This is a genomic window from Luteibacter aegosomatissinici, from assembly GCF_023078495.1.
GTDB lineage: Bacteria > Pseudomonadota > Gammaproteobacteria > Xanthomonadales > Rhodanobacteraceae > Luteibacter > Luteibacter aegosomatissinici.
In genome coordinates this window covers 3,910,933-3,936,514 of sequence record NZ_CP095742.1, presented here as the reverse complement: position 1 = coordinate 3,936,514, position 25,582 = coordinate 3,910,933, and the positions used below count along the sequence as shown (strand labels likewise).

Here is a 25,582-nt window from a genome sequence, read left to right as displayed (position 1 = left end):
TTTTTCGCCAACCTAGCGGGAAACGTTTCATGAAAACCCAGCGTTCCGTCGCGGCAACCCTCGCAGGGGGCCACTGACATGTTCACCGGCATCATCCAGGCCGTTGGCCGCATCGCGCGGATCGAGCCGCGTGGCGGTGACGTGCGCCTCGTGGTCGATACCACCACCCTCGACATGGCCGATGTCGCCCTGGGCGACAGCATTGCCGTGTCCGGCGTATGCCTCACCGTCATCGAGTTCGACAGCCACAGTTTCGCCGCGGATGTCTCGAATGAGACCCTGGCCATGACCTCGCTCGGCAAGCACAAGGCCGGCGACAAGGTGAACCTGGAAAAGGCGCTTCGCCTGGCGGATCGCCTGGGCGGCCACCTGGTCTCCGGCCACGTCGATGGTACCGGCAAGGTGGTGTCGGTCGTACCCGATGGCCGTTCGCTGCGCTGGACGTTCGAAGTGCCACGCGATCTTGCCCGCTACATCGCCCACAAGGGCTCGGTGTGCATCGATGGCACCAGCCTGACCGTGAACGAAGTGGACGGCACGCGCTTCGGGGTGAACCTGATCCCCCACACGGTGGAACACACGACGTTCTCGGCCCGCCGCCCCGGCGATACCGTGAACATCGAGGTCGACGTCGTGGCGCGTTACGTGGAGCGCCTGCTCTCCAGCGGTGGCGCACCTCGTCTCGACGAAGGCTTCCTCAAAGAACACGGCTTCGCCTGACCGGACGCATACGCATGGCATTCCATACCATCCCCGAGATCCTCGAGGACCTGCGCAACGGCCGCATGGTCATCATCCTGGATGACGAAGACCGCGAAAACGAAGGCGATATCGTCATGGCCGCCGAGAAGGTGCGGCCCGAAGACGTGAACTTCATGGTCCGCGAAGCGCGCGGCCTGATGTGCCTGACGCTTACGGAGCAGCGCACGCGGCAGCTCGGCCTGAAGCCGATGGTCACGGACAACAACTCGCCTTACCACACCAACTTCACGGTCTCGATCGAAGCCGCGGAAGGCGTCACCACCGGCATTTCCGCCCACGATCGCGCCCGTACGGTGCAGGCGGCCGTAGCGAAGGATGCCAAGCCGGCGGATATCACCATGCCCGGGCACGTCTTTCCGCTGACCGCCCAGCCGGGTGGCGTGCTCACCCGCGCGGGGCATACCGAGGCGGGCTGTGACCTGGCTGCCATGGCAGGGCTCGATCCGTCCGCGGTGATCATCGAAGTGCTGCACGACGATGGTTCGATGGCACGTCGCCCCGAGCTGGAAGTTTTCGCGGCAAAGCACGGGCTCAAGATCGGTACGATCGCCGACCTGATCCGTTACCGCCTGGAAACGGAGAAAACGGTGGAGCGCGTCTTCGAGGACGACGTCGAGACGGAATTTGGCCCATTCCACCTGGTGGCGTATCGCGATGCCATTCGCAGTGGCCTGCACTTCGCCCTGTCGCGCGGCACCATCGCCGATGGTGACCCGGTGCTGACGCGTGTGCATGTGCGCAACACGCTTTCCGATGTGCTGCACCTCAAGCGCGATGATCTTGGCCAGACCGTGACCGAAGCCCTGCGCCGCATCGCCGATGAGGACCGTGGCGTGATGCTGGTGCTCTCCGGCGCGGATACGCCCGAAGCCTTGCTGGCGCGTTTGCGCGGCGATGCCGTGCCGATGCCTGCGCCGAAGGATGACCAGGAATGGCGCCAGCTTGGCTTGGGCGCGCAGATCCTGGCCGACCTGGGTGTAAAGCGGCTGCGCGTCATCGGTACACCGCGCAGGTTCGTGGGCATTTCAGGCTTCGGCCTTGAAGTGGTGGAGCAGGACAGCTAAACCTGAGCCCATGCCTGATACCTACGATATCCGCCTGATCGCCCCCGCCGGTTACCCCCACAACCCTGAAGCCATGCGCATCGGCATCGAACGCCTCGAGGCGGCGGGCCACCGCGTGCACGCCAAGGATGTGCTGAAGCGCCGGGAGCTGCGCTTCGCCGGAACCGACGCCCAGCGCGCCGCCGACATCAATGCACTGGCCGATCCGGGCCAGCCGCTGCCCGATATCGCTCTGGCGATCCGCGGCGGTTACGGGGCACACCCGATCCTGCCGTTGCTGGATTACGACGCGCTGCGCGCCCGGCTGGGCGGCACGCCGCTGCCGCTGGTGGGCCATAGCGATTTCACGGCCCTGCAGTGTGCCTTGCTGGCCCGCAGTGGCCTGCCGACGCTGGGCGGCCCCATGCTGGGCCCGGACTTTGGAGCCCCCGAGCTGGACGCGCTGACCTGGGATCACTTCTGGGCAACGCTGGCAAGCGGCGAGGGCAGGGCCTCCTGGGATACCCCCGATACCGCTGAGCTGGCCGTGGAAGGCACGATCTGGGGCGGCAACCTGGCCATGCTTTCGGGTCTGGTCGGTTCTGAATACTTCCCGCGGATCGAGGGCGGCATCCTGTTCATCGAGGACATCGCCGAGCCCCCGTACCGAGTGGAGCGCATGCTGTACCACCTTCTCCACGCCGGGGTGCTTGGCAGGCAAAAGGCCCTGCTGATCGGTGACTTCACCAGCTGCCGCGTGGCCGAGTACGACAATGGCTACGACCTCCCGGTGGCCTTCGAACGGATTGGCGCGGCGGCGGGAATTCCGCTGGTTCGCGGCCTGCCGTTCGGCCATGGCCCTGCCAAGTTCACCCTGCCTTTCGGCATCCACGGGCAGCTCGATGTGGCAGGCGGCCGTGCCCGCCTGGCTTTCAGCGGCCACCCGCGCCCCAAAACCCCGTAAAATATCCGGCCGCCCGGCGGCCACCCGCCTACAGGACACCCTACCCATGAAGATCATCGAAGGCGATTTCGCCACCCCCAAGGGCCGTTTCGCCATCGTCGCCGGCCGTTTCAACGCGTTTGTCGTCGAACCGCTGGTGGAAGGCGCCCGTGATGCGCTGGTTCGCCATGGCGTGAAGGACGATGCGATCGACCTGATCCGCGTGCCTGGCGCATGGGAAATCGCCCAGGCCGCTTACAAGGTTGCCGCCTCGGGCAAGTACGCCGCCGTGATCGGCCTCGGCGCGGTCATCCGCGGTTCCACCCCGCATTTCGATTACGTGGCCGGCGAAGCCGCCAAGGGCCTGGGCCAGGCCGCCTACGCTTCGGGCGTGCCGGTGTCGTTCGGCGTGCTCACCACCGATAGCATCGAGCAGGCCATCGAGCGTGCCGGTACCAAGGCGGGCAACAAGGGCGCCGACGCGGCCATGGTCGCGATCGAAATGGTCAACCTCTACACGAAGCTCGGCAAATGAATAACACACCTCCGCACGGCATCGACCTGGCCGCGCGTTCGCGCGCCCGCCGCCGTGCCCTGCAGGCGCTTTACGCCTGGCAGGTGGGCGGTGCCAAGATGGGCAACGTCATCGAACAGTTCCGCCACGAGCAGGATATGCAGGTGGCTGACCTTGAGTACTTCGAAGACCTGCTCCGTGGCGTGGACCAGCACGTGAAGGAACTCGACGAAGGGATTCGTCCGTTCGTGGATCGTGACGTGGCGCAGATCGATCCGATCGAGCTTTCCGCGCTGCGCATGGGCGCTTACGAGCTGAAGTACCGCCCGGATGTGCCGTACCGCGTCGTCATCAACGAGGCCGTGGAAGCCACGAAGCGTTTTGGTGCCGATCACGGCCACAGCTATGTGAACGGCGTTCTCGACAAACTCGCGACGCACTGGCGTACGGCCGAGAAGCGATCCTGATTGCCTTGCGCGAATCTTGCGCGCTGAGGGAGCACGCATGGAATTCGACCTGATTGAACGGATCCGCCGGCACACCGATGTCCACCGCGATGATGTCGCCGTGGGCATCGGCGATGATGCCGCGGTGGTTTCCGTGCCGGCCGGTCGCGAACTGGCGATCGCCGTGGATACCCTGGTCGAGGGTATCCATTTCCCCGTGGGCACCGCACCTGCAGACATCGGTTGGAAGGCCCTCGCGGTCAACCTTTCCGACCTGGCGTCGATGAGCGCCACGCCCGCCTGGGCGTTGCTGGCGCTGACGCTTCCATCGCCCGATGCGGCGTTCATCGATGGGCTGGCGCGTGGCTTTGCCGAACTTGCCACGCCGTACCGGCTGGCATTGATCGGTGGCGACACGACGCGCGGGCCGCTTACCGTGACCGTGACCGTGCATGGCTTCACCACGCCTGGGCAGGCCTTGCTGCGCTCCGGTGCGCGGGTGGGTGATGTGGTGATGGTGACCGGCACGCTGGGTGATGCCGCCGCCGGCCTGCGTTGCCTGGCCGAAGCGGACGCCACGCCATATGCGCCGCTGATCGAACGGCTGAATCGCCCGACCCCTCGCGTCGCGGCCGGCTTGGCGCTGCGTGGTATCGCCACCGCCTGTATCGACGTATCCGACGGGCTCGTCGCCGACCTGGGGCATATATGCAAGCAGAGCCGCGTGGGCGCGGAAATCGATCCCGCGTTGCTGCCGCGCTCGTCCGCCATGATGACGCACTTCCACGATGCGGACGCCATCGACTTCGCGCTTTCCGGCGGCGATGATTACGAGTTGTGTTTCACCGTGCCCGCCGACAAGGCGGGTGAGGTCTCCGCTGACCTGGCGCGCCTGGGCTGCGGTGCGACGCGCATAGGTCGCATCGTGGAAGGCGAGGCCGTACGTGTCGTCGATGCCGCCGGGCAGGCGCACAAGCCCGCGCGCGCGGGCTGGAACCACTTCGCATGAGCACGAAGTACGTGCTGGATGCCGAACACCGCCGCCAATTGCTGGCCACGCCGGCCGGCTGGCTAGCCACGGGCTTCGGTTCCGGGCTCACACCGAAGGCGCAGGGCACCTTCGGGTCGCTTGCCGCGATACTTCCCTGGCTTGTGCTGCATTCGCTGCCGGCGTGGATCTGGCTGCTCATCATCGCCGTGTCGTTCGCCGTTGGTGTGTGGGCGTGCAACGTGGCGGGCCGCATCATTGGCGTCTCCGATCACCGCAGCATCGTGTGGGATGAATTCGTCGGCCAGTGGATCGCGTTACTGCCCGCGCTCGTTATCCCCGCGTGGTGGTGCGTCGTGCTCGGCTTCGCACTGTTTCGTCTGTTCGACGTGTGGAAGCCCTGGCCCATCAGCTGGTTCGACCGGCGGGTGAAGGGCGGCCTCGGTGTCATGCTCGATGACCTGATCGCGGGTATCTTTGCCGCCATTGTCCTGCACGTCATCCAGTTCCTCGTCCTTTAGGAGACCACCATGGAATACCGTCGCCTCGGCGCCACCGGCCTCAAGCTGTCGGCGCTGTCGTATGGTGCGTGGGTCACGTTCGGCCGCCAGGTTGGCCGTTCGGATGCGCGTGAATTGATCGCGCTGGCCTACGACAACGGCATTAACTTCTTCGACAACGCTGAGACGTACAACGCCGGTGACGCCGAACGCCTGATGGGCGACGTGATCGCCGACCTGCGCCTGCCGCGTGATGCGTATTGCGTATCGAGCAAGGTGTATTTCGGTGCGGTCACCGATCCGAAACCCACCCAGCGAGGCCTTTCCCGTAAGCACGTGTTCGATGCCTGTCACCAGGCGCTCGAGCGGCTGCGCGTGGATTATCTTGATCTGTACTTCTGCCACCGGCCCGATCCGGATACTCCGGTGGTCGAAACGGTGTGGGCCATGGATGCGCTGGTGCGCCAGGGCAAGGTGCTCTACTGGGGTACGAGCGAGTGGCCCGCCGAGTTGATCGAAGAAGCCCGCCGCGTCGCGCGCGACCACCATCTCGTCGCACCCTCGATGGAACAGCCGCAGTACAACCTGCTGCACCGTGATCGCGTGGAAAAGGAGTACGCGCCGCTGTATCGTGACCACGGCATGGGTACGACCATCTGGTCGCCGCTGGCATCCGGGCTGCTCACCGGCAAGTACAACGATGGCGTGCCCGATGATTCGCGCCTGGGCCACCCGGATTACGCGTGGCTGCGCGATGCGTTGCTCGAGAACGGCGGCGCACAGTTAAAGACCGTGCGTGCACTCGCACCGATCGCTGATGAACTCGGCATCCCGCTCGCCCGCCTGGCGCTGGCGTGGTGCCTGAAGAACCCGCACGTGTCGACGGTAATCCTTGGCGCGAGCAAGAAGCACCAGCTGGAAGAGAACCTGAAGGCACTCGATGCCGTCCCGTTGTTGACCGATGCAGTGATGGCGAAAATCGCGGCGGTGCTTTAACGCTCAGCGTGCGAGCGCGCTTATTGAGGGGCGCGAATGTCGCGCGTGCGCAGGACGGGTTTGCTTAGTCGCATCACGATACATGTAGGGGCGCGCTTTCGCGCGATGGGCCGTCATTCACACGGAAGGAACAGGATATGCGAAGACTGAAATGGAACGGGCTGCTTTTCTCGCTCGCATGCATGGTTACGCCATGCGCCGTACTTGCCGCGACGATCACGTCCAATGCCACGCTTGCCCAACTCGAAGCCGACGACCAGGCTGACCGGACGCCAGGATCAGGTTCCATCGATTGGGCGGTGGTCGCGCAGCGAGACGCTGGGCGACGGGAGAAAGTAATGGGCTTGCTTCGCGCCGGCGAGATACGCACGGCGTCTGACTACTTCAACGCCGCGCTGATTTTCCAGCACGGTGATGCCGTGGAAGACACGCAGCTGGCGTTCGCGTGGGCGACGACAGCGTCACGCCTGGACCCCACCAATGCAGACGCGCGCGTTCTCACGGCGCAGGCTTGGGACCGCATCCTGGTAAAGGCTGGCAAGCCGCAGTGGTATGGAACCCAGTTCAGCCGGGACAAGGCGACTGGGAAGTGGGCTATCGCACCGACGGATCCGAATGCGGTGACGGAAGCGCAACGCGAGGCGATGGGCCTTCCCACGCTGGCCCAGACACGGGCGCACCTCGACGCAATGAACGCTAAGCAAAAATAAGTACGGCGCTGGCGTCATCAGCGTCGATGATGACCGCTCGGCGACTTAGACGTCCCCGTACAACGCCTGCAACATCGCGATCGCCGCAAGGCCGGCGGTCTCGGTGCGCAGGATGCGCGGTCCCAGCTTCAGGCCGGTGAACGCTGCACCGGCCAGCGCCGCGCGGTCGCGTTCGCCGAAGCCGCCTTCCGGGCCGATCGCGATAACCGCCGCGCCGCTCAGTGCCAGTTCGCCGGGGCGCTTGTCGCCCTCGGGTAGCAATGCCAGGCGCACGGGGCCACCTTCACCCAGGGACCCTAGCCACGCATTGAGTGGCACCGCCGGTTCGATCACAGGAACGACAGCGCGGCCCGACTGCTCACACGCACTGGCCGCCACGGCGCGCCAGTGCAGCAGGCGCTTTTCGGCACGGGCCGCATCCAGCTTCACTTCCGAGCGTTCGGTGATGATCGGTACGATGCGCGCGATGCCCAGTTCGGTGGCCTTCTGCACGATCAGGTCCATCTTCTCGCCGCGCGCCACGCCCTGGGCCAAGGTGAGTGCGAGTGGCGATTCGTTATCGAGCGCGCGTGCCTCGCCCACGAGCGCTACCACCTCGCGCTTACCTACGCTGGCCAGCGTGGCATCGAACTCCACGGCGGCATCGCCCGCGAAGAGCACCACCGGGTCGCCCGCCTGCATGCGCAGGACGCGGGCCACGTGCTCGCCGGCCTGGGAAGGAAGCAGCAGCTCCTGGCCGGTGGCCAGTGGTTGGTCGACATGGATTCGGATGGTGCGCATGCTGGGGCCTGTGTCACGGAACGTGCATTGTACCGGTCGGCGCGGGGGGCTATCGTCAGCGCGTTGCGAAGGAGCTACGCATGCCAATCGCTTGGTACTTCGATTTCGTGTCGCCATTCTGTTGGTTGCAGTGGCCCGCTATTCGCGAGCTGGCGGCCACCCGTGAGGTATCGCTGCGGCCCATGCTGTTCGGGGCCCTGCTGAAGCAGATGAACCACCTGGGGCCGGCGGAAATCCCGTGCAAACGGGAGTTTACGTACCGTTACGCGCTCTGGCGCGCCCGCCAGCAGGGCATGCCGCTGCGATTCCCACCCAGCCACCCGTTCAACCCGCTGCCGGCGCTGCGCCTGTGCGTGGCGGCAGGGAACACGGTGGACGTGGTTGGCGCCATCTACGAGTGGATCTGGGCGCACGGGCGCGCGGCGGATACCGCCGAGGCGCTGGCGCCACTGGCCGCCTCGTTTGGCATCACCGACCTGCGCGAGGCGCTGTCGGCACCGGCGGTGAAGGTCGCGCTGCAGGCCAATTTCGAGCTGGCCATGCAGGACAAACTGTTCGGCGTGCCCACCCTCGCCATCAACGGCGAGTTGTTCTGGGGCGCCGATGCCCACGATTTCGCCCTGGCTTACCTCGAGAACCCCGGCATGTTCGCCGAGGGCGAAATGGCACGGCTGGGTGACTTGCCCGTGGGCCTTTCCCGGATCTAGGCGACCGCCTTGCCGATGCCCGCGATGGCCGTATCGATCATGAAATCGATCTCGTCTTCGCGGATGACGTAAGGCGGCATGAAATACACGATGTTGCCGAGCGGACGCAGCAACGCGCCGTTCTCGAGCCCGTGCCGATACACGCGCAGGCCACGGCGCTCATGCGCCGCGAACGGTGTGCGCGTGGCCTTGTCCGCCACCAGTTCGATGGCGGCGATCATGCCGGTCTGGCGTACGTCCGCAACATGCGGGTGATCGCGTAGCGGTGCGATGCGCGAGGCCATGTGCGCGGCCAGCTCGCGGTTTCGCGCCAGCACGGGGTCGTCACGGAAGATCTTCAGCGTGGCCGTCGCCGCGCGGCAGGCCAGGGGGTTGCCGGTGTAGCTGTGCGAATGCAGGAAGGCCTTGCCTGCGCTGTATTCCGCATAGAACGCCTTGTACACATCCTGGGTGGTGACCACGGCCGAGAGAGGCAGGAAGCCACCGGTAAGGCCCTTGGACAGGCACATGAAATCGGGCGAGATGCCGGCCTGCTCGCACGCGAACAACGTGCCGGTGCGGCCAAAGCCCACGGCGATTTCATCCGCGATGAAATGCACGTTGAACTCATCGCACAACGCGCGCAGGCCGGTGAGGTACGACGGGTGGTACATGCGCATGCCGCCGGCACATTGCACCAGCGGCTCGACGATCACCGCGCAGGTCTCGTGGGCATGCCGTTCGAGCAGGGCGCGCATGTCGCCGAGGCGGCGCGTGGCGATCTGCTCGGGCGTTTCGCCCGGCTCGCCTTCATACGTATCGGGCGAGGGCGCCAGTTCTGGTGTGAGCAGCAATGGCGCATACGTCTTGCGGTAGAGCGCCACATCGCTGACCGAGAGCGCGCCCAGGGTTTCGCCGTGGTAACTGCCGGTGAGCGCGATGAAGCGGGTCTTCTCGCCGTGGCCGCGATTCAGCCAGTAGTGAAAGCTCATCTTCAACGCCACCTCGATGGCGGCCGAGCCGTTATCCGCCAGGAACACGCGCTCCAGGCCGGGCGGGGTGATCCGCACCAGTTCCTCCGCCAGCTCCAGGGCGGGCTGGTGAGTGAACCCGGCGAAGATCACGTGTTCCAAGGTATCCAGCTGGTCTTTCAGGGCGCTGGCGATACGGGGTTCCGCGTGGCCGAACAGGTTGGTCCACCAGGAACTCACGGCATCGAGGTAACGGCGCCCGTCCGTGCCCACCAGCCATGCCCCTTCGCCGCGCGCGACGGGTACCATGGGGAGGGTTTCGTGGTCGTGCATCTGGGTGCACGGGTGCCAGAGGACGGAAAGGTCGCGTGCTACCAGCGCATCGGTGGCCTGGTTGGCGAAAAGGGCATCAGTCATCCGCCCATGATCGCCCCCTGGCCGCCTGTCCTCAAGCTTTGCCAAGAGGTGATGGATTGAAGTGGTTCCGCCGGATCGGCCTGCTTGTCCTTGTGCTGGCGCTCGCCGCCGGCGTTTTCTACTGGTTCCTGCCCGCCAGCGTGGCCGTGCCCTTCGTGGCCCGGCGCGCCCACGGCCTCGTGCTCGATGATCTCTCGGGTACGGTCTGGGATGGGCGCGCAGGGCGGGTCATGACCCGCGAAGGCCTCGAACTGGGTGCGGTCACCTGGCGCCTGGGGCGCGAGGTGATCCTGGGCCGTACCCACCTGGATATCCACCTGGACGGCCGCGCCGGCCGTTTTGATGGCCATATGGACCGCACCGAGGCGGACCGCGTGCAATGGCGCGACGTGGCATTCCGTCTGGATGCTGCGGCGTTGTCGGGGCCGGGCCTGCCGCGCGAGCTCGTCCCGGTCGGTGTCGTCGAGGGCAAGGTGGCCCAGGCGGACCTGCAGGGGAACTGGCCGGTCGTGCTCGATGCCGATATGAACTGGCGCGGTGCGGCGGTGAAAACCCCCGAGGGACACGTCATCCTGGGGGGCATCGCATTCAAGGCGCATTCGGCGGCGGGCGTGCTGCGTGCCACACTGGCCGATGACGGTGATGGATCGCTCGCGGTGGATGCCCGCGTGGCGGCGTCGCCGCTGGGGTGGCGCCTGGATGGCACACTGGTGCCGCGCATTCGCGATACCGCTCTCACCCACCTTATCGCCCGCTTTGGCCCCGTGCGGCCGGACGGGTCCGTTTCCCTGGCCCGCAAGGCCGGGCTCGCACCGGCAGTTTCCCCATGACCGATACGCTCGACAAAGCCCTCGCCGCCGCTCGTGATGCGGCGGGCGCCGCGGCTGACATCATCCTGCACTATTGGCGCAACGGCGTGGATGTGATCACCAAGGGCGATGACACGCCGGTGACCGTGGCCGATCGCGAAAGCGAACTGGCCATCCGCGAGATCCTGTCCCGCGCGTTGCCCGAGGCGGGCATCTATGGCGAGGAATACGGCGCCGATGACACGAGCCGTGAATGGTTGTGGCTGGTCGATCCGCTCGATGGCACCAAGAGCTTCGTACGCCGCACGCCGTTCTTCGCTACCGAGATCGCCCTCATGCATCGCGGTGAACTGGTGCTTGGCGTTTCATCCGCGCCGGTATACGGCGAGCGCATGTGGGCCGTGAAAGGCCGCGGCGCATACCTCGACGGAGAACAGGTGCACGTGGCCGACACCGCGGCCCTGTCGCAGGCGGTGATTTCCACGGGCAACGTCAAGACGCTGACCACCGATGCCCGCTGGGGCGTGCTGGGGGAACTCATCCGCGAGAGCAACCGTATCCGCGGCTATGGCGATTTCTGCCACTACCACCTGCTGGCGCGTGGTGGCGTCGATCTGGTGATCGAATCGGATGTGAACATCCTCGATATCGCCGCGCTGGCCGTGATCGTGCGCGAGGCCGGTGGTGTGTTCACCCAGCTCGATGGTGGCCCGATCGGCCTGGAGAGCCGTGGCGTTCTTGCCGGCACCCCGGCCATCCACGCCGCGGCGCTGGCCCGGCTCCACGGCGCTACAATGGCCTGATGAACAAGCGCCCCACGATCCTCGCCACGCGCGACGCGCCCGATAGTCCCCTCCGCCGAGCAGAGCAGGTGGACCTGGAATTCTCCAACGGCGAGCGCCGTACGTACGAACGCCTGAAGGGCAGTGGCTTCGGGGCGGTGCTGATCGTCGCCATGCGCGATCCGGACACGGTATTGCTTGTGCGCGAATACGGGGTAGGCGTGGATCGTTACGAACTGGGCGTGCCCAAGGGCAGGCTGGATCGCGACGAAACGACCGAGCAGGGTGCCAACCGCGAATTGAAGGAAGAAGTCGGCTACGGGGCGCGCAAGCTGAAGATCCTGGGCACGCTCTCACTCTCGCCGTCGTACATGACCCACCTGGCCCACGTCGTGCTGGCCGAGGATCTGTACCCGGAGCGCTTGCAGGGCGATGAGCCCGAAGAGCTGGAAGTAGTGCCGTGGCGCATGGATAAATTGCACGAGCTGCTGGCCCGCGATGACGTCACCGAAGGGCGTTCCATCGCCGCCCTGTTCATGGCCCGCGAGTACCTCGCCGGCCGCTACCAGCCCGCGTGACCGCGCCGCGCCCGCAAGCGTGCCTGGATGAGGTCTGCGCCATCGCGCGCGAGGCGGGCGACGCCATCCTCACCATCTACGCGCACGATTTCGAAGTCATCCAGAAGGCCGATGCCTCGCCGGTCACCACGGCCGATCTCGCGGCGCAGGCGGTGATTGCGCACCGGCTTGAGGATATCGCCCCGGGTATCCCGGTGATCTCCGAGGAGGCCCTGGCGGCGCCCTGGGCGGAGCGACGGACGTGGCGCCGCTACTGGCTGGTCGATCCGCTCGATGGCACGCGCGAGTTCATCAAGCGCAATGGCGAGTTCACGGTGAACATCGCGCTGATCGAGGACCACCGCAGCGTGTTGGGCGTGGTGCTTGCGCCGGTGACGGGTGATCTTTATGCCGCCGCGCACGGGCAGGGCGCATGGCGCCAGCAGGCCCCCGGCGCACCGCGCAACCCGATCCGCACCCGTGCAGCGGGTGACTCGCTGCGCGTCACGGGTAGCCGTTCCCACGGCGGTCCCCGCGGCGCGGCCTTGCTTGAACGCCTTGGCAAGCACGAGACGTTTGCACTCGGCTCCTCACTGAAATTTTGCGTCATTGCCCGCGGTGATGCCGACATCTACCTGCGCCTGGGCGCCACATCCGAGTGGGATACGGCCGCCGCGCAGTGTGTGCTCGAAGAAGCCGGTGGTGCCGTGCTCGACCTGGCCGGGCGGCCGTTCCGCTACAACACGCGCGATTCACTGATTAATCCCGAATTCATTGCCTGTGGCGATACCAGCATCGACTGGGCCGCACGGCTTGTCGACCCGGACCACTGACGCATGACACGACCCATCGATGACCTTATCGCGATCATGGCGCGCCTGCGCGATCCGGAGAACGGTTGCCCCTGGGACGTGAAGCAGACCTTCGCCACGATCGCGCCGTACACGATCGAGGAAGCCTACGAAGTCGCCGACGCGATCGACCGCCACGACATGCATGACCTGCGTGATGAACTGGGCGACCTGCTGTTGCAGGTCATCTTTCACTCGCGCATGGCGGAGGAAGCCGGCGACTTTGCGTTTGGTGACGTCGTTGCCGCCATCTGCGAGAAGATGGAGCGCCGCCACCCGCATGTGTTCGGCGACGTGACCCATGAGAGCGATTCGGCGCGCTCGCGTGACTGGGACCGGCTGAAGGCAGAGGAGCGCAAGGCAAAGGGTGGCGAAGACCACAGCGCGCTCGCCGGCATCTCACGCGGCCTGCCGGAATGGCAGCGCGCGATCAAACTGCAAAAGCGTGCTGCGAATACGGGCTTCGACTGGCCGGATCACCGGCCCGTACTGGATAAGCTCGCTGAAGAACTCGACGAAGTGCGCCATGAGTTCGAGAACGGTGCGGACGAAGAGCGCCTGGCCGACGAGATCGGCGATGTGCTGTTTGTCGCCGCCAACGTGGCGCGCCACGCGAAGGTCGATGTGTCGCGTGCCTTGCGCGGGGCGAACCAGAAATTCGAACGACGCTTTCGCGGCATGGAAGCCCTGGCCGAGAGCGAAGGGCGCACGCTCACTTCGTACTCCCTGGAAGAACAAGAACAACTCTGGCGCCGGGTAAAACAGGCAGAAAAACTGTAGGAGCGCGCTTGCGCGCGATTCACGGGTGCCTCACGTCACGGCGTCCCCGCTTCATTGGCTTTTCGCGCGTATGCGCGCTCCTACACAAACGAAAGCGGGGCCCGGAGGCCCCGCCGTGTTTCCTTATTTCGAATCGCCGCTCTTCGCAGCCGCACGCTGTTCCATGCGGGCCTTGAAGGCTTCCATTTCCTGGTGGCGCTTCTGGTCGTTAGCCAGGCTCTCGTCCAGGCTCTTCTTCATCGTGGCGATGGCGGCATCGACATTGGTCGGGGCCATCTGCGCGCGGGCCAGGTGACGGTAGGCGTAATCACGCACCATCGGGTTCTGCGACTTGGCGAGCACATCGTTATACAGCGCCGGCAGTTCCTTCTGGCGGCCGCTCATGATGTACAGGCGCTCAAGGCCGCGCAGGTCGCCGATGACGCCGCCTTCGGGGCCATGGCCCCAGTGGCCGCGGCCACCGTGCTCACCGCCACGCGGGCCACCGTGACCCCACTTCGGGCCGCCATCGCGCTGCGGGCCCTGCTGGGCGGACTTGGCCGCGGGGGCGGCGGAAGCCTTGGGGGCGGCGTCCTGCGCGTAAGCGAAGGCGGCCGAACCGGCAAGGAGGAGGGAAGCGGCGCTGACGAGCAGGGTCTTGCGTTGCATAGGGTGTCTCTCCGGGTTGGACTTGCAGGGTGAAAAACGTGGCTGCCCGCTCCCGGTTGACGGCCTCGTTGCCGTCCGCTCAGTTTCGTGTGAAAACACGAACTGCAACCTTTTGCCGCCCGGGCGCATCCATGACCGGCATACCGCACTACCACCGGAGGGCACTACCCATGCGTCACCTTATTTTTGCCGCGCTGCTGCTCGCGCCTGCGGCCGCCATGGCGGCGGATGAACCGCAGTGCAAGTTCCACGCGGACCGTAACCTGGACCTGGACCTGGCCGGCGTGCGGAACATCGAATTCATCACGAACTCGCACGACCTGAAGGTGGATGGCGCGGCGGGTGGCAAGCCTGGCGTGCATGGTCGTGCCTGCGCCTCCACGCAGGAAATGGCCGATAGCCTCGTGGTGGAGCAGTCGAAGCACGGCAGCACCCTTGTCGTGGAACTGAAGGATACCCACGAAGGTGGGTGGCACATTTTCGGCAGTAGCTACAGCTACCTGAAGGTCAACGCCAGCGTGCCGGGCAACCTGCCGATCAAGGTCGATGTCGGTTCGGGCGATGCCGATGTCCGCAACGTGGCGTCGCTGGATGCCTCGGCGGGCTCGGGTGATCTGGACGTGGATGGCGTGAAGGGCGAAGTCACTGCCAACGTGGGCTCCGGCGACGTCAAGCTGGCGAATACCGGCCCGGTCAAGATCGAGAGCGTCGGCTCGGGCGATCTCACCGCACGCAATGTCACGGGTGGGGTCACCATCGGGACCGTGGGTTCCGGCGACGCCAAGCTCCGCGATATCACCGGCAACGTCGATGTCGGCACCATCGGCTCGGGCGATCTCGACGTGGACGGCGTGAAAGGTAACCTCACCGTGCGCACCGCCGGCAGTGGCGACGTGGACCACAAGGGCGTGACCGGCAAGGTCGACCTGCCCAAGAAGTTCGACTGAGCTTTACGTTCAGGGCGGATGTCGCCCTTGTAGGAGCGCGCTCGCGCGCTCCTACAGTTTCAGCACATGTGGAACCGATATGATCCGCGCATCTCCTGCTGGATCGTCCGGATGGCCTGGTTCCCCGAGTCGCTGCGCAACTTGCGCCGCGATGTATTTTTCCTCGTGTTGCTCAGCGTGGCCCTCGTGTTCGCGGTGGCCATGCCCTCGCGCCTGGCCAGCTGGCCGTCGCTCGTCGATTGGCCGACCATCGCCGCGCTGACTGGCCTGCTCATCCTTACCAAGGCCGTGGAGGAAAGTGGCGCGCTCGCGCACGCCGGGCGCTGGCTGATCGATCGCACCTCGACGCGCCGGGTGGCCGCGCTTGGCCTCGTCGCCGGTACCGCCCTGCTATCGATGCTGCTGACCAACGATGTCTCGTTGTTCGTCATGGTGCCGCTTACGCTGAGCATCTGCCGCATCGCGCGAATGCCGGCCACGCGCCTGGTTGTCTTCGAGGCGCTGGCCGTCAATGCCGGCTCCATGCTCACACCGATCGGCAACCCGCAGAACCTTTTCCTGTGGCAGCAGTGGGGGATCGGGTTCGGTGGGTTCGTATGGGCCATGCTGCCCGTCGTCGCCATCGCGCTGGCGCTTTTGCTGGCGCTTACCGCAGTGGCGTTCCCGGCTGCGCGGCTGGAGGTCCACGAGCACATCGATAACGGCCTGGACCGCACCATGCTCATCGTGGCAGCGGTGCTCTATGTGCCGTTCCTGTTCCTCGCCGACATGCACCACGCGGCATGGGGCCTGGCCGGTGTGTTCATCGTCTTTGCGGCATTCCGGCGCAAGATCCTGGCGGCCATCGACTGGGGCCTGCTGCTCACCTTCGTGCTGATGTTCATCGACCTGCGCATGCTGGCTGGCCTGGGTGCCGTGAAGGGCTGGCTGGGGGCGCTGGACCTGCACCAGCCGCGCCACCTGTTCGCGACCGGTGCGCTGGCCTCCCAGGTGGTGAGCAATGTGCCGGCGGCGATCCTGCTGGCGGAGTACTCGCACGATTGGCGCACGCTCGCGTGGGGCGTGAACATCGGCGGCTTCGGCTTCATCCTGGGGTCGCTGGCGAACCTGATCGCGCTCCGCCTGTTGGGCGAGAAGAGCGCGTGGGGCACGTTCCACGTGTGGTCAGTGCCGTTTTTCCTGGTGATGGGCGCCGTAGGCTGGTTGCTGTTGTAGGAGCCCACCCTGTGGGCGACATCGTTGCCGATGCCGCCGCTGGGTTTGCTGCACTGTCGCGAAGAGCGTCGCCCACAGGGTGGGCTCCTACAAAGAGCATCGCAGGGTGAATCAGGCTTTGCGCGTGCCTTTTTCACCGGTGTTGCTGTTGCCCTTGTCGTACTTCTTGATGAAGTCGCGCACATCGGGGTACACCACATCACGCCAGCGGCGGCCGCTGAAGATGCCGTAGTGGCCGGCGCCTTCCACCGTGATGTGCTTCTTGTGCTTTTTCGCGATGCCCTTGCACAGGCCATGCGCCGCTTCGGTCTGGCCCGGGCCCGAGATATCGTCCAGCTCGCCCTCGATGGTGAGCAGGGCGGTGTCCTTGATCTTCGCGGGTTGCACGAGCTCGCCGTGTACTTCCCACGTACCCTTCGGCAGGCGGTGCTCCTGGAACACCGTCTCGATCGTGTCCAGGTAGTACTCGGCCGGCATATCGAGCACGGCGTTGTATTCGTCGTAGAACTTGCGGTGCGCCTCGGCGTCGTCCAGGTCACCCTTGCGCAGGTTCTCGTAGAAATCCCAGTGCGACATGACATGGCGGCTGGGGTTCATGGCGAGGAACCCGGCGTGCTGCAGGAAGCCCGGGTACACATCGCGGCCCGCACCCGGGTACTGGTAAGGCACCTTGTGGATCAGTTGGTTGCGGAACCACGACAGCGGCCGCGTCGTGGCCAGGTTATCCACACTGGTCGGGCTCTTGCGGGTATCGATCGGCCCGCCCATCAGGGTGAGCGTGGCCGGCGTGGCTTCGCCGCGGGCCGCCATGAGCGATACCGCCGCAAGCACCGGTACGGTGGGCTGGCATACCGACACGACGTGCGCGCGGTGCACGCCCATGTGGCGGATGAAATCCTCGATGTACGACACGTAGTCGGCGAGGGAGAACGAGCCTTCCTCGACCGGGATCATGCGCGCATCGACCCAATCGGTGATGTACACCTTGTGATCGCGCAGCAGCGTGCGCACGGTATCGCGCAGCAGGGTGCTGTGGTGGCCCGAGAGCGGGGCGACGACGAGCACGGCCGGATCATGCTTCATCTTGTCCACGGTGGCCTGGTCATCGCTGAAGCGCTTGAAGCGCTTGAGCGTGCAGAACGGCTTGCTCATGGCCACCTGCTCCACGATAGCCACGTCGTGGCCATGCGCGTGCACGCTGTGGATATCGAATTCCGGCTTCTCGTACGCCTTGCCAAGGCGGTACATCAGTTCGTAACCCGCCGCGGCGCGGTCGGCACCCGGCATGCGGGCAAACGGGCTGGCAAGGTCGCCAAACATCTTGGCGCCTGCTTCAGCCCAGTACGACAGCGGGCTGAGCATGGAGCGCTGCCATTCGTGCATCAAATAGAGCATGCCGCTTCAATCCGGGGACGGGGAGGGTGGCGCATCATAACCAGTTGCGCCGCGCCATGTGTAAAGCCCCTGTTTTTGCTCGATTTAAAGCCCTGCCTTGCGGCAGACCAGCAGGACTTCGTCCACGCCAGGGGCCGGGTCGAACCCCGGTTTGAAGTCCAGCGGCTTCTGGAAACGCATGCCCAGCGGCATGAATACCCGGTTGTACCACCACATGGCGCGGGCCCGCTGGTGGGTCAGGAACCACTGGCCAAGGTCCAGCAGCTTCGAGGATTTGGGCTGCATGCCGTAGACGGCGCTGCGCTCGATGGTGAACCCGTGGCGGGCGAGCAGGGCGCGAATCCCTTCGGGCTCGTAACGCCGGTAATGGCCGACGAAATCGTCGAAGGCGGTCCAGGCGTCAGGATGGAGCGGCGTCGATAGCAGCAGGCTGGCGCCCGGTGCCGCCACCCGGGCCAGCTCGCCCAGGGCGCCCTCGTCATCGACCACATGTTCCAGGATGTCGAAGGCGCAGACGAAATCGAAGCTGGCATCGGCAAACGGCAGGGCGCCGATCATGGCGTTGGCGACGCGGGCACCATGCCGGCGCAGCTCAGCCAGGGCCGGGCGCGACAGGTCGACGAACTGCGTATCGGCCAGCGGCAGGCGCGGGCGCAGGCCGGGGGCGACTTCGAGCCGGCGCGTGGTGCTGGCTGCCAGTTCGGCCACGAGCGGCCAGGTGTTGAAGCGTTCCGGTGCGCACAGGTGCGCATCTGACCACAGCGCATCGTAAAAGCGCTTGTTGCCAGCGATGAGATCGGCATCCGTACGTCGCGGTGCGGCTCCCGAGGTGAACGATGCGGTGGACATGCGGTACCTCGAAAGCCGTGATGGGGTTTAGCGCAGGCGGGCCAGTTCGCGGAGCAGGGGCAGCCTGCGCACGCGAACGGCCGTGGCCCGGAACACCGCATTGGCCAATGCCGGGGCGGCCGAGGGCACGCCGATGACGCTGGCGCCCGTGGGCTCGGCCGTGGAGGGAACGATCACCGTTTCCACCTCGTAGGGCATCGGCTGCGTGGGCGCGATGGGATAATCCTTGAACCCGGTCTGCTGCACCTTACCGTCCTTCACCGTGATGGCGAGGTTGAGGGCGGTCGAGAGCGCATCGATGGTGGCGCCCTCCAGCTGGGCGGCGAGACCCAGCGGGTTGATCGCGCGGCCTACATCGGCAACGCACACGACCCTCTGGATATCGATGCCATCGCTGGTGGGCGATACTTCGATCGCGTGGGCCACGTAAGCGCCGAACACGTACGCACAGGCGATGCCCAGGCCATTTTCACTGCGCAGCCAGCGGCTCCAGTCGAGCTTTTCGGCCGCCAGCTTCAGCACATTGACCATGCGGGCGGTATCGATCGGGCCGCCCCGGCTGTTGTACGGCAGCTGGCGCGCATCGCCGAGCAATTGCAGGCGGAAGTCGAGTGGGTTGGCGTTCACCGCGTGCGCAAGCTCATCGATAAAACTTTCGCTCGCGAAGGTGGGCGTGACGTGGGGTGAGCCACGCCATTCGCCCCGGGCCAGCTGCGAATCCAGTGCGAAGTAATCGCTGCGGAAATGCGGTACGAGGCCGGCGGGCAGGGCATCGGCCACCAGCTCGGATTGCCAGAGGCGATCTGTAGGCGTCGCGCGGCCGACCAACGCAGAGGGGCTCGCCATGCGCTGATGCCAGCCAACGATGGCCTTCTTGCGATCCAGCGATGCGTTCAGGCGGTGCACGGCCAGCGGACGGTAGAAATCGCGGGCAAGGTCGTCGTCGCGGGTCCAGAGTACGCGTACGGCGCGGTTCTGGATGTCCTGCGGCTTCTTCGCCATGGCGATGGCCACGGCCTCGGCGATGTAATCCTGCTCCAGGCGGCGGCCAAAACCACCGCCACCACGCGGCACACGAATATCGATCTGGTCGGGGCGGAAGCCGGTCATCCGTTGCACCACGGTGTAAGCCTGTCGCGGCGCCTGCGAGGCGGCGATGATCGTGATGCGGGTGTCGGGATCGAGCCTTACCAGGCAGTTGGGCGTCTCGGCCGTGGCGTGTGCCACCCAGGGCTGCACATACGTTGCCTCGAGCGCGCGAGCGGCTTTTTTCCGGGCGGCCGCGATATCGCCATCGTTGCGCACCGTGGTGGTTGCCGGGGCATCGGTGTCGAACAGTTCGAGCGCTTTCTTTTCCAGTTCGGCGCTGGTGGGCTCAATGGCCTGCCCCGGTTTCCACGTGGCCTTGAGTGCCTCGCGGCCCTTCAGTGCGGCCCAGGTATCGGCGGCGATAATGGCCAGCGCAGGCGCCTGTGCGGCCATGCCTGCAATCTGGCCCTGTTCGGGCGTGATATCGATGACGGCATACACGCCCGGGACCTTCGAGGCCGCTTCACGGTCGGCCGTATCCAGCGCGCCGCCTGGATACGGGCAGCGCGCGAGTACCGCGATCACGGGATCGCCGATGTTCTCATCCGCGGCGTAGCGCAGCGTGCCCGTCACGGCGGCGCGTGCATCGATATCGCCCGCGGGCTGGCCAATAAGCTTGTAGCGTTCGGCGGCTTTCAGCGGCGGCGGGTTGGCCGGTGCATCGATGCTGGCGGCCGCACTGGCGAGATCGCCATAAGCGATGCGGCGGCCATCGGCTGCGACGGCCATGCCCGCTTCGCCGCGCAGCTGCTCGGCGGGTACGCCCAGGCGGCGCGCTGCAGCTTGCAGTAGCAGCCAGCGAGCGAGCGCGCCAGCCTGGCGCAGGTCGGCCCATGCGGCAGGGATGCTGGTGGCGTCACCGCTGCGCTGGCGCCCATAAGTGAACTTCGGTTCGCCGTTGCCAGGCTCAACACCGAGGCCCAGGTATTCCACGACGACGTGGTTCCAGTCGGCGTCGAGCTCGTCGGCGATGATGCGGGCGAGCGACGTGGCGGTACCTTCCCCGTTATCCGGATCGCGCACGCCAATAAAGATGCGCCCATCCTGCGCCACGCGCAGGTACGGGCCTACCTGGGACCACGCATCGCCGAGCAGGCTGACGGGCACAGGGCGGTCGGCCGCTTCCGCGGTACCGATACCAATGACCAGGGCGCCCGCCGCACCCGCGGCGTACTTCAGGAAACGGCGGCGCGAAAGGCGGATTTCGCCACTCATGCCTTCTTGTCCTTCATGCTGACTGCGGCGCGCTTGATGGCCTTGCGGATCCGGCCGTAGCTGCCGCAACGGCACAGGTTGCCGATCTTGTCGATATCGGCATCGGATGGATTCTTCTGGTGGTTCAGCAGATCCACCGCGGCCATGATCTGGCCGGGCTGGCAGAAGCCGCACATGATCGCGTCTTCATCGATCCATGCCTGCTGGACGGGGTGCAGGCTGCCATCCTTGCCGGAGAGCCCTTCGATGGTGGTGACGCGCTTGCCGGCCATCCCTTCCATCTTGGTCTGGCAACTGGCGATCGCCTTGCCATCGACAATGACCGTGCAGAAACCGCAGTTACCCTGGTCGCAACCGTACTTGGCGCCCGTGAGGCGCAACACGTCGCGCAGGTACCACAGCAACGGCATGGCCTTGTCGCCGGTGTGGCGAAAGCGCTCATCGTTGACGATCAGGTCGATGCCTTCGCGTACGGGCTTGGGCGGCACATCCGTGGCGCCTTGCGGTGTGGGTACGGGTACGGGAGACGTCGGGCCTTGCTGTGCCATCTGCTTTCCTCAGCTGAACCGGGCCATTGTGGCATCCGGGCCTCCGTTCAGCGAGCGCCTTTACTGAACAGCCGTTGCCATACGGCATAGACGGGCAGGCCGGCCACCACCACGGCGCAGACCACCGCCGCGCTGAGCGGCTTGGACCACGAGTAGGCGATGACCACGCCGATGACCGTGGCGAGGAACAGCAGCGGGAGCAGGGGATAAGCCGGTGTGACGAAGCTCGGGCGTTCCTTCACATGGCGGCGATACCAGAACAGGGTGGCGATCGTGACCGCATACGCGGCCCAGTCGCCAAAGGCCGCGAAATCGAGCAACTGGCCGTAATTGGCGACCAGCACCAGCACGATCGCCCAGGCTGAAAGTGCCGCGAGCGCGATGTTGGGCGTACGGTGCTTCGGGTGCAGCCGGGCCACGCTGGCGAAGAACAGGCCATCCTCGCCCATGACCTGGAGGACGCGGGCGCCTGCCACGAGCGTGATATTGCAGAAGCCCAGGGTGGAAATGGCGATGCCGATGGCGATCAGCTTCGCGCCGGCGGCGCCGAATACCCGGCTCATCACATCGGCGGCGGGGGCCTGGCTGGCGGCGAGCCCGTCGTGGCCCAGCACGGCCAGGTAAGCGTAGTTGGTGAGGACGTACGCGGCGATCACGATCAGCATGCCCAGCACCAGCGCGCGGGGCAGCGTGCGCTGGGGGTCGCGAACCTCACCGGCCAGGTTGTTGAGGTAGCTGAAGCCGGAGAAGGCGAACAGCACCGGTAGCAGGGCCCCGGCCAGGCCGCCCGTGACGGCGGTGGGGCTGGGCGCCATGGCCTGGCTGGTACCCGCGCCGGCGAAAGCGAGGCCCGTGATGACCAGCACCGCGATGGCGGCCAGCTTGAGGATGGCGAATACGTTCTGCACCTGCGCGCCGAGGCGGATGCCAAACAGGTTGATGCCGGTGACGAAGACCAGGGCCCCCACGGCCAGCGGTTTCACCAGGGTGGGGGACAGCCCGAATACCGATGTCGCGTAGCTGCCAAAAATGGTCGCCACGGCCGCGCTGCTGCCGCTGTAGATCACCAGCAGCATCGTCCAGCCGAACAGGAACCCAGCCAGCTTGCCGAAGGCCTCGCGCAGGTAGACGTAGCTGCCGCCCGCCTGCGGCCGGCGCGCGCCAAGCTCGGCGTAGCAGAGGCAGCCGACGAGGGTGAGCAGGCCACCCGCGACCCACAGGGCGAGCAACACCCAGCCGGAGCTGGTGCGCTGGGCGGCGATACCCGGATTAAGGAAGATGCCGCCGCCGATGATGCCGCCGACCACGATGAGCGCAGCGTCCATGAGATTGATGCGGCGGGCGTATCCGGGGGAATCCATGGGCGGCGCTTTGCAGGGGAAAGCGAGAGGATGGCGTGGGTAGGGACGTATGTGAAGGGGCTCGTTGCCTTTTTCTCGTTGCGGCGCAACACTCCGGGGGATGTATCGGGGCCCTGGTGGCCCCTGGTGCGCCTCATTTCCCAACCGATGCAAAAGAGAACCGTGAGCGAAAACGCAAACGCGCCGTTGCCTGCCAACGCGCCCTGGATCGTCATGAAGTTCGGCGGCACCTCCGTTGCCACCGCCGCACGCTGGCGCAATATCCTCGAGCTGGCCGCCAGCCGTCGCGCCGAAGGCGCGCGCGTGCTGATCGTGGTCTCGGCCCTGTCCGGTATTACGGATGGCCTGAAACAGCTTTGCACGCACACGGAACCCAAACGCCGCTCGGATGCGGCCTCCGCACTGGCCGATCGCCACCATGCCCTGCTGGGCGAGATGTCGCTGGCACTCCCCGAGACCCTCGGCGCGCGACTGGCCGATCTCGCCAGCCTTGCCGACACCGGCCCCGCCGAACTCGGCGAGCTGGCCTGGCAGGCGGCCGTGCAGGCGCACGGCGAGCTGATGTCCAGCGCCCTGGGCGCGGCATTCCTCAGTGCCAACGGCCTGCCCACGGCATGGCTGGATGCGCGCGAGTGCCTGAACGCGGTGGCGTTGCCCAACCAGAACGAACGCACGCGCCTGCTCTCGGCCATGGTCGAGCCGCATCCCGATCCGGCGCTGTCGGCGGCGCTCGCCGCGCGCGGCGATGTCTTCATTACCCAGGGCTTTATCGCCAGGGATGAGGAGGGCCGCACCGTGTTGCTGGGGCGTGGTGGTTCGGATACCTCGGCAGCGTACTTCGGCGCGTTGCTGGCCGCGGCGCGTGTCGAGATCTGGACCGACGTGGCGGGCATGTTCAGCGCGAATCCGCGCCAGGTCGCTGGCGCGCGGCTACTCCAGCGCCTCGACTACGAAGAAGCCCAGGAAATCGCTTCCACGGGAGCCAAGGTGCTGCACCCGCGCTGCCTTTCGCCGCTGCGCGAACCCCGTGTGCCGCTGCTGGTGAAGGACACCAACCGTCCGGAACTGGAAGGCACGGTCATCGGGCCCGAGGTGCGCGAGCATGCGCCGAGCATCAAGGCGATCAGCGCACGCAAGGGCATCACGCTGGTGTCCATGGAATCGGTGGGCATGTGGCAGCAGGTCGGTTTTCTTGCCGATGTGTTCGATGCATTCAAGCGCCATGGCCTGTCGGTGGACCTGATTGGTTCGGCGGAAACCAACGTCACGGTTTCGCTGGATCCCACGGAAAACCTGCTGGACTCGGACGCCATCGCGGCGCTTGCCGCCGACCTGGCCCGGGTGTGCCGGGTGAAGGTGATCGCCCCGTGCGCCGCGATCACGCTGGTGGGCCGCGGCATGCGCTCCATGCTGCACAAACTTTCCGGTGTGCTGGCCGAGTTTGGCCAGTTGCGCGTGCATCTCATCTCGCAGTCATCGAACAACCTCAACCTCACCTTCGTGGTGGACGAGGATGTCGTTGACGAGATGCTGCCGCGCCTGCACGAACTGCTCATCGGCGCCGGTGCGCTGCGCACCGACGACAGCATGGTGTTCGGCCCCGCTTGGCAATCGCTGTACGGCAGTGGCGAGGCCCCGTTGCCCGCCGCCGCATGGTGGCAGGGTGAGCGCCCGCGCCTGCTGCAGCTCGCCCAGGAGCGCACGCCCCGCTACGCCTACCATCTGCCCACCGTGCGTGCGCAGGCGCGGAAGGTGAAATCGCTGCAGGCCGTGGACCGGGCGCATTACGCGGTGAAGGCGAACACGCACCCGGGCATCCTCAAGGTGCTCGCGGAAGAGGGCTTTGCGTTCGAATGCGTTTCGCCGGGCGAACTCGAGGCGGTCTCGGCCGTGGTCCCGGAAAGCGCGCCGCTGCTGTTCACGCCCAACTTCGCCGCGCGCCGCGATTTCGAGGCCGCGCTGAAAACCCGCGCCACCATCACCATCGATGCGCTGCACCCGATCGAACACTGGGGTGACCTGTTCCGCGGCCGCGACATCGTGCTGCGCGTGGACCTGGGCCGCGGCCTGGGCCATCACCAGAAGGTGAAGACGGGCGGCACCGGCAGCAAGTTCGGCGTGCCCATCGAGCAGGTCGATCGCTTCCTGCGCCTGGCCGACGACGCCGGCGCACGGGTGATCGGCCTGCACGCCCACCTCGGCTCCGGCATCCTGGATGCCGCGCACTGGGGCGAGGTGTATTCGCAGCTGGCGGCGCTTGCCGAGCGTATCGGCACCATCACGGTGCTGAACATCGGTGGCGGCCTGGGCGTGCCCTCGCATCCGGGTGAAACCGCGCTGGATATCGTGGCGCTGGATCGCGTGCTGATGGCCGTGCGCCAGGCCTACCCGCAGTTCCAGGTGTGGATGGAGCCCGGTCGCTTCCTCGTGGCCGATGCCGGCGTCTTGCTGGCCAGGGTCACGCAGGAAAAGGAAAAGGGCAGCAACATCCGTTACCTGGGCCTGGATACCGGCATGAACAGCCTGATCCGCCCCGCCCTGTACGATGCATGGCACGAGATCGCCAACCTCTCCCGGTTTGGCGAGCCCGCCACCACGATGTACCAGGTGGTCGGCCCGATCTGCGAATCAGGCGATATCCTTGGTTCCGACCGGCGTTTGCCCGAATCGTTCGAGGATGACGTGATACTTATTGCACAAGGAGGCGCCTATGGCGCCGTGATGGCATCGCGCTACAACTTGCGTGATGCAGCCGATGAGGTGCTTTTGCCGTGACCACC

The 25,582-nt window shown here is 66.1% G+C and carries 26 protein-coding genes; 18 read left to right on the top strand and 8 right to left on the bottom strand.

All coding sequences use genetic code 11. The features are described from left to right. Nucleotides 1-78 precede the first annotated feature (78 nt). From L2Y97_RS17740 to L2Y97_RS17700, 9 genes are all read left to right on the top strand, one after another. Entirely contained in the window at nucleotides 79-720 is a 642-nt protein-coding gene (locus L2Y97_RS17740; protein WP_247429247.1) for a riboflavin synthase, read from the top strand. 14 nt (nucleotides 721-734) lie between these two features. Further along, nucleotides 735-1,826 carry a bifunctional 3,4-dihydroxy-2-butanone-4-phosphate synthase/GTP cyclohydrolase II gene (gene ribBA / locus L2Y97_RS17735; RefSeq protein ID WP_247429245.1) on the top strand — a complete coding sequence of 364 codons (1,092 nt, stop codon included), beginning with the start codon at nucleotides 735-737 and terminating at the stop codon, nucleotides 1,824-1,826. 10 nt (nucleotides 1,827-1,836) lie between these two features. Then, nucleotides 1,837-2,769 (top strand): muramoyltetrapeptide carboxypeptidase, encoded by a 933-nt coding sequence (ldcA, locus tag L2Y97_RS17730; RefSeq protein WP_247429243.1) that lies wholly within the window; start codon nucleotides 1,837-1,839, stop codon nucleotides 2,767-2,769. A 46-nt stretch (nucleotides 2,770-2,815) separates the two neighbouring features. Then, nucleotides 2,816-3,283: a 6,7-dimethyl-8-ribityllumazine synthase gene (gene ribH, locus L2Y97_RS17725; protein ID WP_247328783.1), complete on the top strand. Its 468-nt coding sequence runs from the start codon at nucleotides 2,816-2,818 to the stop codon at nucleotides 3,281-3,283. Then, a complete protein-coding gene (gene nusB, locus L2Y97_RS17720) occupies nucleotides 3,280-3,729 on the top strand; it encodes a transcription antitermination factor NusB (RefSeq protein WP_247429241.1) in 450 nt (149 codons plus the stop codon). Before ribH ends, nusB begins: the two co-directional genes overlap by 4 nt. A 37-nt stretch (nucleotides 3,730-3,766) precedes the next feature. Then, on the top strand, nucleotides 3,767-4,717 hold the full coding sequence (thiL, locus tag L2Y97_RS17715) for a thiamine-phosphate kinase (RefSeq protein WP_247429239.1): 951 nt from the start codon (nucleotides 3,767-3,769) through the stop codon (nucleotides 4,715-4,717). Further along, nucleotides 4,714-5,217 carry a phosphatidylglycerophosphatase A family protein gene (locus tag L2Y97_RS17710; RefSeq protein WP_247429237.1) on the top strand — a complete coding sequence of 168 codons (504 nt, stop codon included), beginning with the start codon at nucleotides 4,714-4,716 and terminating at the stop codon, nucleotides 5,215-5,217. Before thiL ends, L2Y97_RS17710 begins: the two co-directional genes overlap by 4 nt. Before the next feature lie 9 nt (nucleotides 5,218-5,226). Continuing rightward, nucleotides 5,227-6,192, top strand: coding sequence for a potassium channel beta subunit family protein (locus L2Y97_RS17705; RefSeq protein WP_247429234.1), 966 nt, complete (start codon nucleotides 5,227-5,229; stop codon nucleotides 6,190-6,192). Nucleotides 6,193-6,329: 137 nt separating this feature from the next. Next, entirely contained in the window at nucleotides 6,330-6,902 is a 573-nt protein-coding gene (locus tag L2Y97_RS17700; RefSeq protein WP_247429231.1) for a hypothetical protein, read from the top strand. Between the two features lie 45 nt (nucleotides 6,903-6,947). On the opposite strand, the gene L2Y97_RS17695 is transcribed toward L2Y97_RS17700, so the two are convergent. Continuing rightward, on the bottom strand, nucleotides 6,948-7,682 hold the full coding sequence (locus tag L2Y97_RS17695; protein ID WP_247429229.1) for a 16S rRNA (uracil(1498)-N(3))-methyltransferase: 735 nt from the start codon (nucleotides 7,680-7,682) through the stop codon (nucleotides 6,948-6,950). Between the two features lie 80 nt (nucleotides 7,683-7,762). On the opposite strand from L2Y97_RS17695, the gene L2Y97_RS17690 reads away from it, so the two are divergent. After that, on the top strand, nucleotides 7,763-8,389 hold the full coding sequence (locus tag L2Y97_RS17690; protein ID WP_247429226.1) for a 2-hydroxychromene-2-carboxylate isomerase: 627 nt from the start codon (nucleotides 7,763-7,765) through the stop codon (nucleotides 8,387-8,389). Here the strand turns inward: L2Y97_RS17690 and L2Y97_RS17685 are convergent. Further along, nucleotides 8,386-9,756, bottom strand: coding sequence for an adenosylmethionine--8-amino-7-oxononanoate transaminase (locus tag L2Y97_RS17685; RefSeq protein WP_247429223.1), 1,371 nt, complete (start codon nucleotides 9,754-9,756; stop codon nucleotides 8,386-8,388). The two genes, L2Y97_RS17690 and L2Y97_RS17685, sit on opposite strands and share 4 nt — an antisense overlap. A 56-nt stretch (nucleotides 9,757-9,812) precedes the next feature. Here L2Y97_RS17685 and gspN point away from each other — a divergent pair, with 56 nt between their 5' ends. Genes gspN through mazG form a run of 5 tightly spaced genes read left to right on the top strand, consistent with a single transcriptional unit; the run spans nucleotide 9,813 to nucleotide 13,535 of the window. Further along, a complete protein-coding gene (gene gspN, locus L2Y97_RS17680; RefSeq protein ID WP_247429221.1) occupies nucleotides 9,813-10,586 on the top strand; it encodes a type II secretion system protein N in 774 nt (257 codons plus the stop codon). Continuing rightward, on the top strand, nucleotides 10,583-11,368 hold the full coding sequence (locus L2Y97_RS17675; RefSeq protein ID WP_247429218.1) for an inositol monophosphatase family protein: 786 nt from the start codon (nucleotides 10,583-10,585) through the stop codon (nucleotides 11,366-11,368). Before gspN ends, L2Y97_RS17675 begins: the two co-directional genes overlap by 4 nt. Then, complete coding sequence (nudE, locus tag L2Y97_RS17670) at nucleotides 11,368-11,925, top strand: ADP compounds hydrolase NudE (protein WP_247429216.1); 558 nt, start codon at nucleotides 11,368-11,370, stop codon at nucleotides 11,923-11,925. Before L2Y97_RS17675 ends, nudE begins: the two co-directional genes overlap by 1 nt. Next, the gene (cysQ, locus tag L2Y97_RS17665; RefSeq protein ID WP_247429213.1) at nucleotides 11,922-12,737 is read left to right on the top strand and encodes a 3'(2'),5'-bisphosphate nucleotidase CysQ; all 816 of its coding nucleotides are present in this window, start codon (nucleotides 11,922-11,924) and stop codon (nucleotides 12,735-12,737) included. Before nudE ends, cysQ begins: the two co-directional genes overlap by 4 nt. Nucleotides 12,738-12,740: 3 nt before the next feature. Then, nucleotides 12,741-13,535: a nucleoside triphosphate pyrophosphohydrolase gene (mazG, locus tag L2Y97_RS17660; RefSeq protein ID WP_247429210.1), complete on the top strand. Its 795-nt coding sequence runs from the start codon at nucleotides 12,741-12,743 to the stop codon at nucleotides 13,533-13,535. A 123-nt stretch (nucleotides 13,536-13,658) separates the two neighbouring features. Here the strand turns inward: mazG and L2Y97_RS17655 are convergent, their stop codons facing one another. Beyond that, on the bottom strand, nucleotides 13,659-14,183 hold the full coding sequence (locus L2Y97_RS17655; RefSeq protein ID WP_247429207.1) for a hypothetical protein: 525 nt from the start codon (nucleotides 14,181-14,183) through the stop codon (nucleotides 13,659-13,661). 170 nt (nucleotides 14,184-14,353) lie between these two features. Between L2Y97_RS17655 and L2Y97_RS17650 the strand changes: the two genes are divergently transcribed. Beyond that, nucleotides 14,354-15,130: a DUF4097 family beta strand repeat-containing protein gene (locus L2Y97_RS17650; protein ID WP_247429204.1), complete on the top strand. Its 777-nt coding sequence runs from the start codon at nucleotides 14,354-14,356 to the stop codon at nucleotides 15,128-15,130. 111 nt (nucleotides 15,131-15,241) lie between these two features. Continuing rightward, nucleotides 15,242-16,345 carry an SLC13 family permease gene (locus L2Y97_RS17645; protein WP_247429202.1) on the top strand — a complete coding sequence of 368 codons (1,104 nt, stop codon included), beginning with the start codon at nucleotides 15,242-15,244 and terminating at the stop codon, nucleotides 16,343-16,345. 111 nt (nucleotides 16,346-16,456) lie between these two features. Here the strand turns inward: L2Y97_RS17645 and L2Y97_RS17640 are convergent, their stop codons facing one another. The 5 genes from L2Y97_RS17640 to L2Y97_RS17620 all read right to left on the bottom strand — a co-directional run bounded on the left by L2Y97_RS17640 (nucleotide 16,457) and on the right by L2Y97_RS17620 (nucleotide 22,802). Continuing rightward, nucleotides 16,457-17,740: a polyhydroxyalkanoate depolymerase gene (locus L2Y97_RS17640; protein WP_247429199.1), complete on the bottom strand. Its 1,284-nt coding sequence runs from the start codon at nucleotides 17,738-17,740 to the stop codon at nucleotides 16,457-16,459. A gap of 84 nt (nucleotides 17,741-17,824) precedes the next feature. Then, complete coding sequence (locus L2Y97_RS17635; RefSeq protein WP_247429196.1) at nucleotides 17,825-18,589, bottom strand: class I SAM-dependent methyltransferase; 765 nt, start codon at nucleotides 18,587-18,589, stop codon at nucleotides 17,825-17,827. A gap of 27 nt (nucleotides 18,590-18,616) precedes the next feature. Next, nucleotides 18,617-20,893, bottom strand: a complete 2,277-nt coding sequence (locus L2Y97_RS17630; RefSeq protein ID WP_247429193.1) for a xanthine dehydrogenase family protein molybdopterin-binding subunit — start codon at nucleotides 20,891-20,893, stop codon at nucleotides 18,617-18,619. Then, nucleotides 20,890-21,441 (bottom strand): (2Fe-2S)-binding protein, encoded by a 552-nt coding sequence (locus tag L2Y97_RS17625; protein ID WP_283248290.1) that lies wholly within the window; start codon nucleotides 21,439-21,441, stop codon nucleotides 20,890-20,892. Before L2Y97_RS17625 ends, L2Y97_RS17630 begins: the two co-directional genes overlap by 4 nt. A 47-nt stretch (nucleotides 21,442-21,488) precedes the next feature. Continuing rightward, a complete protein-coding gene (locus L2Y97_RS17620) occupies nucleotides 21,489-22,802 on the bottom strand; it encodes an APC family permease (protein WP_247429190.1) in 1,314 nt (437 codons plus the stop codon). A 213-nt stretch (nucleotides 22,803-23,015) separates the two neighbouring features. Between L2Y97_RS17620 and L2Y97_RS17615 the strand changes: the two genes are divergently transcribed. After that, on the top strand, nucleotides 23,016-25,577 hold the full coding sequence (locus L2Y97_RS17615; RefSeq protein ID WP_247436869.1) for a bifunctional aspartate kinase/diaminopimelate decarboxylase: 2,562 nt from the start codon (nucleotides 23,016-23,018) through the stop codon (nucleotides 25,575-25,577). Nucleotides 25,578-25,582 lie beyond the last annotated feature (5 nt).

Coding starts and splice junctions, on each gene's coding strand:
- L2Y97_RS17675 (WP_247429218.1), top strand. CDS start 10,583: ATGACCGATACGCTCGACAAAGCCCTCGCCGCCGCTCGTGATGCGGCG.
- L2Y97_RS17640 (WP_247429199.1), bottom strand. CDS start 17,740: ATGCTCTATTTGATGCACGAATGGCAGCGCTCCATGCTCAGCCCGCTG.
- L2Y97_RS17625 (WP_283248290.1), bottom strand. CDS start 21,441: ATGGCACAGCAAGGCCCGACGTCTCCCGTACCCGTACCCACACCGCAA.
- nudE (WP_247429216.1), top strand. CDS start 11,368: ATGAACAAGCGCCCCACGATCCTCGCCACGCGCGACGCGCCCGATAGT.
- L2Y97_RS17650 (WP_247429204.1), top strand. CDS start 14,354: ATGCGTCACCTTATTTTTGCCGCGCTGCTGCTCGCGCCTGCGGCCGCC.
- L2Y97_RS17645 (WP_247429202.1), top strand. CDS start 15,242: ATGGCCTGGTTCCCCGAGTCGCTGCGCAACTTGCGCCGCGATGTATTT.
- L2Y97_RS17635 (WP_247429196.1), bottom strand. CDS start 18,589: ATGTCCACCGCATCGTTCACCTCGGGAGCCGCACCGCGACGTACGGAT.
- L2Y97_RS17690 (WP_247429226.1), top strand. CDS start 7,763: ATGCCAATCGCTTGGTACTTCGATTTCGTGTCGCCATTCTGTTGGTTG.
- L2Y97_RS17655 (WP_247429207.1), bottom strand. CDS start 14,183: ATGCAACGCAAGACCCTGCTCGTCAGCGCCGCTTCCCTCCTCCTTGCC.
- L2Y97_RS17710 (WP_247429237.1), top strand. CDS start 4,714: ATGAGCACGAAGTACGTGCTGGATGCCGAACACCGCCGCCAATTGCTG.
- mazG (WP_247429210.1), top strand. CDS start 12,741: ATGACACGACCCATCGATGACCTTATCGCGATCATGGCGCGCCTGCGC.
- L2Y97_RS17705 (WP_247429234.1), top strand. CDS start 5,227: ATGGAATACCGTCGCCTCGGCGCCACCGGCCTCAAGCTGTCGGCGCTG.
- ribH (WP_247328783.1), top strand. CDS start 2,816: ATGAAGATCATCGAAGGCGATTTCGCCACCCCCAAGGGCCGTTTCGCC.
- ldcA (WP_247429243.1), top strand. CDS start 1,837: ATGCCTGATACCTACGATATCCGCCTGATCGCCCCCGCCGGTTACCCC.
- L2Y97_RS17685 (WP_247429223.1), bottom strand. CDS start 9,756: ATGACTGATGCCCTTTTCGCCAACCAGGCCACCGATGCGCTGGTAGCA.
- L2Y97_RS17695 (WP_247429229.1), bottom strand. CDS start 7,682: ATGCGCACCATCCGAATCCATGTCGACCAACCACTGGCCACCGGCCAG.
- L2Y97_RS17615 (WP_247436869.1), top strand. CDS start 23,016: ATGAAGTTCGGCGGCACCTCCGTTGCCACCGCCGCACGCTGGCGCAAT.
- ribBA (WP_247429245.1), top strand. CDS start 735: ATGGCATTCCATACCATCCCCGAGATCCTCGAGGACCTGCGCAACGGC.
- L2Y97_RS17740 (WP_247429247.1), top strand. CDS start 79: ATGTTCACCGGCATCATCCAGGCCGTTGGCCGCATCGCGCGGATCGAG.
- L2Y97_RS17700 (WP_247429231.1), top strand. CDS start 6,330: ATGCGAAGACTGAAATGGAACGGGCTGCTTTTCTCGCTCGCATGCATG.
- thiL (WP_247429239.1), top strand. CDS start 3,767: ATGGAATTCGACCTGATTGAACGGATCCGCCGGCACACCGATGTCCAC.
- nusB (WP_247429241.1), top strand. CDS start 3,280: ATGAATAACACACCTCCGCACGGCATCGACCTGGCCGCGCGTTCGCGC.
- L2Y97_RS17620 (WP_247429190.1), bottom strand. CDS start 22,802: ATGGATTCCCCCGGATACGCCCGCCGCATCAATCTCATGGACGCTGCG.
- L2Y97_RS17630 (WP_247429193.1), bottom strand. CDS start 20,893: ATGAGTGGCGAAATCCGCCTTTCGCGCCGCCGTTTCCTGAAGTACGCC.